Annotated in this window: 10 protein-coding genes; 4 read left to right on the top strand and 6 right to left on the bottom strand. The window is 68.3% G+C overall.

Annotated elements, in window-relative coordinates:
• On the bottom strand, positions 1-443 hold a 443-nt coding region (locus AB0I81_RS56010; RefSeq protein ID WP_360677127.1), incomplete at its 3' end, for an SDR family NAD(P)-dependent oxidoreductase.
• Between the two features lie 77 nt (positions 444-520).
• A complete protein-coding gene (locus AB0I81_RS56005; RefSeq protein WP_360677125.1) occupies positions 521-1,279 on the bottom strand; it encodes a glucose 1-dehydrogenase in 759 nt (252 codons plus the stop codon).
• Positions 1,280-1,503: 224 nt separating this feature from the next.
• Between AB0I81_RS56005 and AB0I81_RS56000 the strand changes: the two genes are divergently transcribed.
• Positions 1,504-2,352, top strand: coding sequence for a helix-turn-helix transcriptional regulator (locus AB0I81_RS56000; RefSeq protein ID WP_360677123.1), 849 nt, complete (start codon positions 1,504-1,506; stop codon positions 2,350-2,352).
• Positions 2,353-3,244: 892 nt separating this feature from the next.
• Positions 3,245-3,634 (top strand): hypothetical protein, encoded by a 390-nt coding sequence (locus tag AB0I81_RS55995; protein ID WP_360677121.1) that lies wholly within the window; start codon positions 3,245-3,247, stop codon positions 3,632-3,634.
• A 174-nt stretch (positions 3,635-3,808) separates the two neighbouring features.
• Here the strand turns inward: AB0I81_RS55995 and AB0I81_RS55990 are convergent, their stop codons facing one another.
• Positions 3,809-4,759, bottom strand: a complete 951-nt coding sequence (locus tag AB0I81_RS55990; protein ID WP_360677119.1) for an NADP-dependent oxidoreductase — start codon at positions 4,757-4,759, stop codon at positions 3,809-3,811.
• A gap of 84 nt (positions 4,760-4,843) precedes the next feature.
• On the opposite strand from AB0I81_RS55990, the gene AB0I81_RS55985 reads away from it, so the two are divergent.
• Positions 4,844-5,437 (top strand): helix-turn-helix domain-containing protein, encoded by a 594-nt coding sequence (locus tag AB0I81_RS55985; RefSeq protein WP_360677117.1) that lies wholly within the window; start codon positions 4,844-4,846, stop codon positions 5,435-5,437.
• A gap of 205 nt (positions 5,438-5,642) precedes the next feature.
• Here the strand turns inward: AB0I81_RS55985 and AB0I81_RS55980 are convergent, their stop codons facing one another.
• Positions 5,643-5,864, bottom strand: coding sequence for a recombinase (locus AB0I81_RS55980; RefSeq protein WP_360677115.1), 222 nt, complete (start codon positions 5,862-5,864; stop codon positions 5,643-5,645).
• 138 nt (positions 5,865-6,002) lie between these two features.
• Between AB0I81_RS55980 and AB0I81_RS55975 the strand changes: the two genes are divergently transcribed.
• Positions 6,003-6,632, top strand: coding sequence for a class I SAM-dependent methyltransferase (locus AB0I81_RS55975; RefSeq protein ID WP_185110958.1), 630 nt, complete (start codon positions 6,003-6,005; stop codon positions 6,630-6,632).
• A gap of 301 nt (positions 6,633-6,933) precedes the next feature.
• On the opposite strand, the gene AB0I81_RS55970 is transcribed toward AB0I81_RS55975, so the two are convergent.
• Entirely contained in the window at positions 6,934-7,497 is a 564-nt protein-coding gene (locus tag AB0I81_RS55970; protein ID WP_360677113.1) for a hypothetical protein, read from the bottom strand.
• Between the two features lie 312 nt (positions 7,498-7,809).
• Entirely contained in the window at positions 7,810-8,823 is a 1,014-nt protein-coding gene (locus AB0I81_RS55965) for a hypothetical protein (protein WP_360677111.1), read from the bottom strand.
• Positions 8,824-9,009 lie beyond the last annotated feature (186 nt).

Below are 9,009 nucleotides of genomic sequence, written 5' to 3'. Positions count from 1 at the left end.
ACGATGGCTCCTCCGCCACGTTCGCCCATCGCGCGGAACGCCTCACGGGCGAAGAAGAACGAGCCGCGGGCGTTGACCGCCATCACGGCGTCCCAATCCTGGGCCGTCGTCTCCGTGATCGGCTTGTTGAGCGCCTGTCCGGCGTTGCTGACCAGGATGTCGAGACCGCCGAAGACGTCGATCGGCGCCCGCACCGCGCGTTGCGCGACCTGCTCGTCGGTGACGTCGCCGAGGAGTGAGTGAACGCCCGGAAACTCGACGGGCAGTTCCTTCACCTCCTGGCGCTGGTCGAGGGCGACGACGCGTGCCCCGCGGCGGTGCAGCAGTCGTACGGTCTCCTTGCCCACGCCGCGCGCCGCGCCGGTGACGAGGGCGACCTTGCCCGCGAACTCGGCGGTCTCGGCGGTTTCGGCGGCCTCAGCGGTCGGTTTGGCTGGTGTCATGGTCCATTTCCTGGGTTGATGAGGTGAGACGGCGGATGGTGCGAGGCGGCTGGATCGCCGTTGCGCGGTCTGGCTGCTCAGTACGCGGTGAGCCCGCCGTCGACCACAAGCTCCGAACCGGTGACGAACGAGGAGTCGTCGCAGGCGAGAAAGAGGTAGGCGGGTGCGACCTCGTCGGCGCGGCCGGCCCGGCGCATCGGGGTGCGCTGGATGTCCGGCTGCTGGTCGCCCTGCTCGTCCAGGATCTCTTGGATCATCGGGGTCGCGATGACCCCGGGATGCACCGAGTTGACCCGCACTCCCTGCCGCGCGTACTCGACCGCGGCGGTCTTGCTCAGCAGGCGCACCGCGCCCTTGGACGCCTGGTAGGCCGCGGCGGAGCCGCTTCCCACGAGACCGAGCACCGACGAGGTGTTGATCACCGAGGCGTTGCCGCTCCCGCGCAGGAGCGGCAACGCCGCCTTCATGCCGAGCCAGGTGCCCTTCTGATTTACGGCGATGACGCGGTCCCAGGCGTCCTCCGAGGTGTCCTCGACGCCGGGCCAGTCCACGATGCCGGCGAGGTTCACCAGCACGTTCAGCGTGCCGAAACGGTTGCGTACAAGGTCGATCACGTCGTCCCACTGCGGCACGGAGGAGACATCGAGCGGGGCGGCGATGACCTCCGCGCCGAGGGCCTCGATCCTGCCGGCCAGGTCCCGCAGGGGCCCTTCGGCGACATCGGTGATCACCAGCCGGGCGCCCTCGCGGGCGAAGAGTTCGGCGGTCGCCGTGCCGAGACCGCCGGTCGCGCCGGTGATCAGCACGACCTTGCCGTTGAGTCGTTGTCCTGCCATGGGAGAGCCTCCGGATTTCACGTTGATGTCGTCTGTTCGATCAGGTCCTGTCATGCTTCGGGCGCGCTGCCGGTCACCGTGTACGCGCTGTGTCTCTTGCCCGCTCCATGGAATTCGGCCCGCTCCGCCAAGTCTGCGCAGGTCAGCGGGTATCAACCAGGACGTTCGCCGCCTGGGTGCGGCGCACCCAGGCAGCGGACAAGGCCGCCGCATACCCTGGCCGCATGGACGGCAACCACCTGGGAGAGTTCCTGCGCGCCCGCCGTGCCGCCTTGCGGCCGGAGGACGTCGGCATGGCGAGCTACGGGGCCCGCAGAGTCGCCGGGCTGCGCCGCGAGGAGGTCGCCGTCCTGGCCGGTGTGAACGCCGACTACTACACCCGGCTGGAACAAGGCCGCGAGCGCAACCCTTCAGCTCAGGTGCTCGACGCCCTCAGCCGCGCGTTGCGCCTCGACACGGACGCCCGGGCTCACCTGTACCGCCTGGCCGGGACCGCACCAGGCGACCGGCTCTCCGCCCACGTCCCCGACCGGGTCAGCCCGGCGCTGCGCCAGTTGATGGACGGCTACCCCAACACCCCGGCGTATGTGATGAACCGGACCCTGGACATCCTGGCCGCCAACGCACTGGCCGACGCCCTCTACGCCCCGTTCGAGCCGGCGGACAACCTGGCCCGCATGACCTTCCTTGATCCCGCCGGCCGGAGCTTCTACACCGACTGGGACCGGGCGGCCCAATCCGTCGTCGCCAACCTCCGCCAAGCGGCCGGCTTCGACCCGGACGACCCGCGACTGGCCGGACTCGTCCGCACCCTCACCGATCAGAGTGCGAACTTCGCCCGCCTCTGGAACGCCCACACCGTACGCGGCAAAACCCAGGACGCCAAGCACTTCCTGCACCCCGACGTCGGCCCTCTCACGCTCACGTACCAGGCTTTCGACGTACGCGACACCCCTGGACAACAGCTCGTGATCTACCACGCCGAACCGGGCAGCGCCAGCGCCCGGGCCCTCGACCTCCTCGGCTCCATCCACGCCACCCGACGCCAGGATGAACCCCGTCCCCACCGTTGATCGGCCGACGGGGCAGCCCTAACAGCCAGCGACCCAAAGGACGAACGCGGCAGGGGTGAAGCGGGCGCGCGACACGCCGGCCTTCGACGAAGCCGTAGGTCATCTGGCCCGTGCTGGAGCCGGTGGTGCCGAGCAGCCCGGCCATCAAGAGGCGAAGGTTCTTGATGGTTGAGCCGGTCGCGGGCAAGCAGTGTCCGGCACAGGGCGCCGGCCAGGGCCATGACCCGAGGATCACCGAAGCGTAGCGCCGAGGCCCTCCGCCCCGCCGCATCAACGATCGTGGAGTTCCTGCCAGGTGCTCCTTGCCGGGTGGGTGCCGCCGACCAGTCAGCAGTGGGAGAAGGCCGCCCGCGGCCTGCGCGGTGACATCTACCCCTGGGGGGCACAGCTCACCCCCGCGAAGTGCAACGTCCGGGAGTCGGAGATTCGGCACACCACACCAGTGGACCGTGTGGGTGCCCGAAACTCGGCCGTCGGGGCTGACCTGGGCTTTGGTGTTCCGGTTCTGTCGCTTTTCATGGCGCTGCAGCTGCTTATCTGATCTTCGTCCGGCTCGCTGGTTGGCTGGTGCTGCTGGATCGCTCGCAGAGGTCCAAGGACGCGGTGATCCTCGTCTTGCGTCCTCAGCTCGCGGTGTTGCGTCGGCAGGTGGCCAGACCTCGGCCGTCGTGGGCGGATCGGGCGGTGATCAGCGCACCGGCGCGGCTGCTGTCTCCAGCCGGTCGCCGGCGGTTGTTCGTGACGCCTGGCACGCTGCTGCGCTGGCACGTCGATCTGGTACGGCGGCGATGGACCTTCAAGTGCCGCAGCCAGGGCGGCCGCCCACCCGCGCCTCCATTCGGACCTTGGTACTTCGTAGAGCCCGGCAAATCCGCTGTGGGGTTACCGGCGGATGGCCGGGGAACTCGCCGCTCTGGGCTACCGGGCCGGGGCCTCCACCGTGTGGCTCATCTTGAAGAAGGCCGGCATCGACCCAGCGCCGCGACGCGCAGGACCGACCTGGAATGAGTTCCTGCGTGCGCAAGCTGAGGGGATCTTGGCCTGCGACTTCTTCCCTTGCGACACTGTGCTGTTCAACACGTTCGCCGAACGCTGGATCGGTGGCCTTCGCCGAGAACTTCTCGATCGGATCCTGATCGTCAACGCCCGCCACTTACGACGCGTGCCGGCGATCTACGAGACCCATCTCGCTCCCTGGGCCAGGCCGCTCCTTTACGAGCCCTTCCCGACCCGGTCGAGGACGAAATCAACGTCATCCGATGTGATCGCCTCGGCGGGCTGATCCACGAGTACACGCAGGTCGCTTAGGGTGGCCGAGTTCTTGGCACCCACAGGGTCGCCGTAGTATCCGCCCTGGGCGTCATGTGGGCACCCGGTCGAGCGAAGCGATCTGGATGCACCCGCGCCCCTGATCGGAGGTCCGTCTCGCCTGCCAGGCCGGCGGGGTGATCACAGCTCACAAGACGAGCATGAGCTTGCCGCCGGGTCGGCGCGATTGGCTGAGTTCGGCCGCTTCCTGGACCTGGTCGAGCGTGTAGGTGCGGGCGACCGGTAGGACCAGGATGCCTTCGCCGGCGAGCCGGGCGAATTCGTCCATCCGGTCGTAGCGGATCTCGGTGGTGATCCGGACGCCCAGGTCAGTCGCGGCGGCGAAGTCCGAGACGGTGAGAACACGGTCGGGGTCACCGGTCAACTCGATCAGGGCCGGCAGTGAGCCGCCGGCCGGAGCAGGCTGGTCGGCGCGGTCGATCCGGCCGCCGGTCGGCACCGTGTCCAGGGCGCGGTCGACGGGGCCTGCGGACAGTGCCCTGATGCGTTCGGCCATGCCGTCGCCGTAAGCGGTCACCTGGGCGCCGATCTCTTCCAGGGCTGCTGTCCGGGTCTGCCCGGCGGTGGCAATCACCCGAATACCCCGGTGCAGCGCGAAGCGCACCGCCGCTTCGCCCACGGTGCTGCCGGCGCCGTGGACAAGCAGCAGTTCGCCCGGCTGGACGCCGAGGTCGTCGAGCGCGCGCCACGCCGTCTCAGCCGCCATGGGCAGCGCGGCGGCCTGCTCGTCGGTGACGCCGTCGGGGATGCGGGCCCAGGCCGGCATCAGCGCGTACTCGGCAGCCCCGGCCGTCGGACCGTCGAAGGTGGCCGGGCCGAACACGCGGTCGCCGATCCGGACTCCGGTGACGCCCTCACCGAGCGCGTCGACCGTGCCCGCGATCTCCAAGCCGAGCCCGCGCGGCAGCGGCGGCAGATGGTCGGCGAGCAGACCGTCGACGATGTGCCAGTCGGCCGGTGTGAGGCCGCACGCCCGCACGGCGATCCGGATCTGGCCAGGTCCCGGCTCCGGCTGCGGGACGTCGCGGAGCACGACCACGTCTGGGGAACCGAACCGGTCGAATTGAAGAGCCTTCATGACACCTCTCTTGTGATGACAGCATCTGTTGTCGCGTCACCCTAGCATCGTGACAACAGATGCTGTTGTCGTACGCTGATGCGTATGCCGAGATGGGAATCTGACGCACAGGGCCGGCTGGAGCGCGCGGCACTCGAACTGTTCGAGTCACAGGGATTCGAGCGCACCTCGGTCGCGCAGATCGCGGGCGCCGCCGGTCTGAAGGAGCGCTCCTTTTACCGCTACTTCCCCGACAAGCGGGAAGTCCTCTTCGCCGGCGACGAGCTCGAGGCCCACCTCGTCGCTCAGGTCGAGGCGGCCGATCCGGGTCTCACGCCGATCGAGGCGCTGCTGAGCGCGCTGGGAACCGCGGAAGAGATCTTTCGCCCACGCGAGTTCCTGTTGCGCCGGGGCAGAGTGATCGCCGCCAACCCGGCACTGGCCGAGCGCGATCTGATCAAGCTCGCCTCCATCGCCGACGCGCTGGCGCCGGCGATCGAGCGCCGCGGAGTCGAGCCCGGCAAGGCACGCTTCATCATCGACGTGGTGCTGGCGATCCACCGGCGCGCACTGCCCCGCTGGCTGGCCACGCCGGACACCACCCTTTCCCAGCTCATGACCCAGGCCGCCGCCGAGCTTCGCGAGGCGGTCATGCCGCCGTCTCCGACGCCCCGCCGCCACGGAAAGCCTCTCGACTGAGCCGTCCCCGCAAACGATCGAGCGCGGACCTGCCCGACGAAGCCTGCATCCGCTGCCCAATGCCGCGCGTCAACCCCAAGATGCTGCCCCGCCTGGCCGAACCGGACAAGACCTCGGCAAGCCGAGGTGCGGCAAGCGGTGCTCGACGCCTTCGCACCGCTCGGCGTCGAGGGCGAGGGGAAGGGCAGTGCCCGATGATCGCGTGTCATGACCGAGTGGAGCGAATGTCCGGCATGCCCAGATCGATTGGGGCGATTTTGGCGAGTCGGCGGGTCTGGTCTCGCTTCTGGCGGAGAAAGGTGAGGGTGAGGTCGATGCCTTCGATCTCACTGAGCCAGCCCTCGGCGTCGGCTCGGGCTCGGCGGGCCAAAAGGGCGGTCTCGATCTCGTCGAGGCGGGGCAACATCTTCGGGCTGATGTTGATCATGGGGCATCTCAGGCAAGCTTCTCTGAACCAACGAGAGTGTGCCCTGTGATCAGGTGACGGGACGATCAGTCCTGAAGGGGAGGTCCGGTGTGGGGCCGGAGAACGGGTGCGAATGGCGCGGGTGTTAGTTTCCTTCCCGTGTTAAAACACCAGGACGAGACCAGGGCGGCCTACGACGGGGTCGTCGAGCTGTACGCGTCGATGTTTGCTAATCGGTTGGAGACGCAGCCGTTCGCGCGGAACATGATCGGGACCTTCGCCGAGCTCGTGCGTGGCACGGGGAACCTGCGTGCAGCCGACGTCGGGTGCGGACCCGGGCATCTGACAGCTATGCTGCACGACTTGGGGCTGGACTCCTTCGGGCTCGACCTCTCCCCGGCTATGGTCGCCCACGCCCGGCGGGCCCATCCGACGCTGCGGTTCGACGAAGCGCGAATGGAGGCCCTGCCGATCGAGGACGGCGCGCTCGGCGGAGTGCTGGCCCACTACTCGATGATCCATACCCCACCTGGAGAATTGCCCGCGCTGCTCGCCGAACAGGTGCGTGTCCTGACGCCAGGGGGCCTGCTCCTGGTGTCCTTCTTCGGGACCGAGGGACCGGAGCCGGTCCGCTTCGACCACAAGGTGGCGCCCGCCTATAGCTGGCCGGCGGAGCAGTTTGCCGAGTTGCTGACCGGGGCCGGACTCGTCACGGTTGCTCGGTTGCTCCACGACCCAGCGTCCGAGCGGGGCTTCCTCGACACCCATTTGCTGGCCCGCCGCCCGTAGAGCGTGGCCCGTGGCCTGGGTCGGGGTGGTGTAGATCATCCGCGTGGATGAGCTCGGCCAACTTGAAGGTCCTCTTGCCGTACTGATTCGTGTCGCGATCTGGCTGAAGCGGGGCATGCCGAGATCAACCACTTGGCGTTGACGGACTTGCTCTGCATCGAGCTGGGCGAGCTTCTCCTCTGCGCTGGCGAGGCTGACTTGGAGTCCTTCGATCTCACCGAGCCATCCCTCCTGTTCAGCTTCGGTGATTCGGGCGATCAAGTTGTCGCGGATCTCGGCAAGCCGTGCCCGTTGGGCCGGGTCAGGTCGGAGGAGCGAGCATCTGACACAAGCTGCAGGTGGGCACCGTCTGGACGGCGAGCACCGCGGTGCCGTCGGGGAGGTTGGCGGGGGGCGGTCGTCCATCGGAGAAGCCGTCGACGCGGATCCAGTAAGTGGTCGAGGCGCTGGCGGAGAAGGTTAGCTCGGATGGGGCGAGGATGCCGGCGAAGTCGTCGTTGCAGGCGACCTCGGTCAGCGTGCCGAGGCTGGCGCAGGTGTGGACGGTCAGTACGGTGCCGAAGTTGGAGCCGAAGGCGTCGGCGTGGACCGTGGCGGCGGTGGACAGGGTCAGCGAGCACCACACCGTCTTGTAGGGCGATACCCCCGAGCAGGACGCCGCCGGCTCACTGCCCTCGACGGTGGCATCGACGTTGCTGACCGTGTCGCTGAACGGCCCGGTGTGCGCCTGAGCGTTGGCGAAGTTGTCGTTGGCCGGAGCTACGGCCCAGGCGGGGGAGGCAGTCGAAGTGACGACCGCGAACCCCAGCGCCAGGGCGGCGATCACCGAGATCGGCAGGCGGCTGGACCGTGCGCCGGTGGGCACAGTGCGAGGTGATGAGGAGGTGCATGAATTCCCCTTCAGAAGGACGCGGGGCACTTTCTTCTCAAGCCCGGAGACGAAGCGCCTGTTGCGGCGCCCGTCGCACGAGACGGCCACCAGCCGGTCGGCGGGGCGGGCGATGATCCCCCGAGCGCAGACACCCGTCACGTCAGGGACGTGAGGTGGTTGCGATCATGAGTGCTACACCGGGCCCAGAGTTCGCCTTGAAGGCTGCCCGGCCGCGCGCCGTGAAGAAGGTAGGAGTGGCCGCCCTCCTCGGCCTAGGACTGATGCAACTGAGGTGGGGTGCGGTACCTACCAGAGGTGAGTGTGCGCCCGAACCTGCACCCCGGCAATCCCCCCGCGTATGGCCACATCCGGACACGACGGACCGATACCCCCGGTGCCCGATCGTTCATGTGGTGGAGATCGGCCAGGTGCAGATGGGCACCTCGGGTCAGAAGGAGTCTCAGGGCGATGACCTGGGTGATCGAGGCCGTTGAAGAGTTCTGGCTTGTCTGTGCCTGGCTGATCTTGGCAAGCTGGGTGATCGAGGCTCGGGTTGGCGGTTCGTCGTGTCGGAGTCTGGCCATGTCTGGGAATGGTCACCGTGTAGTTCCCGAGCGCCAGCAGGGAGACGGCGCGCGGGAAGATGGCGTTGGCCGATGCCCCGACACCGAGGTCGGGGCCGGGGCAGGTTTCGTTGTCCGGTCCTCCGGTGCAGCCGATCCCGGAAGCGCTGAGCAGGCCGGTGGGGGTGACGTCCATGGTCACGGTGCGTCCGGTGGCGGGGGCGGTGCCGATGTTGGTCAGGTTCCAGCGGAAGGTGACCACCTGGGTGAGCGTGTTGTAGGTGGCGTTGGTTTTGGTCGCCTTAAGGTCGGGCAGCGGCGTGGTGATGGTGATGACGGGCCCGGTGGTGGGGCCCAGGGTGGAGCCGCCGGAGGTGTAGAACTGGGCGCGGGAGGTGAAGGCGCCCGCGGTGGTGGTGGTGGTGGCGTCGTCGATGGTGACGGTCAGGGTGTAGGAGAACGACTGTTCGTTGGTCAGGTTCGGCAGGGCGAGCCGGTCGACGGTGCCGACTTCGGTGGCGGAGGTGATGCCGCCGCCGAAGCTGCTGATGGTGCTGAACGATGGCAGTGACCCGGTGGTGCCGCCGGTGCCGTTCACGGCGGACACGTCGATCCGTGCCCCGTTGGAGGTGCCGCTGATGGTGATCGTCGTGTCGTTGCCCGCGCCGACCGTGGTCGGGGCCGCGGTCACGGTGAGCGCGGGATGGGCGTTGGCGGGCAACCCTGTGACGGGCGACAAGACCCGCTGCACCTGCATGCTTCCTCCGATGACCTGCGTGGTGGCCGGCGGCAGATAACCGCAGATCACCGGGAGAGAGTCGTTCGTCATGGAGGTCGTGAACAGCGGCTCAGGCGCTACGGGTATGAAACAGCGGCCCGTGCTCTCGCGCGCATTCCGCAGTGCTTGAGTCGGCAAGTGGCTTGGCTGACGGATCCGAGCACC

This window comes from Nonomuraea sp. NPDC050404 (assembly GCF_040655495.1).
In the GTDB taxonomy this organism is placed as follows: domain Bacteria; phylum Actinomycetota; class Actinomycetes; order Streptosporangiales; family Streptosporangiaceae; genus Nonomuraea.
The sequence above is the reverse complement of the archived record's forward strand: the minus strand, read 5'-3'. Positions and strand labels throughout refer to the sequence as shown.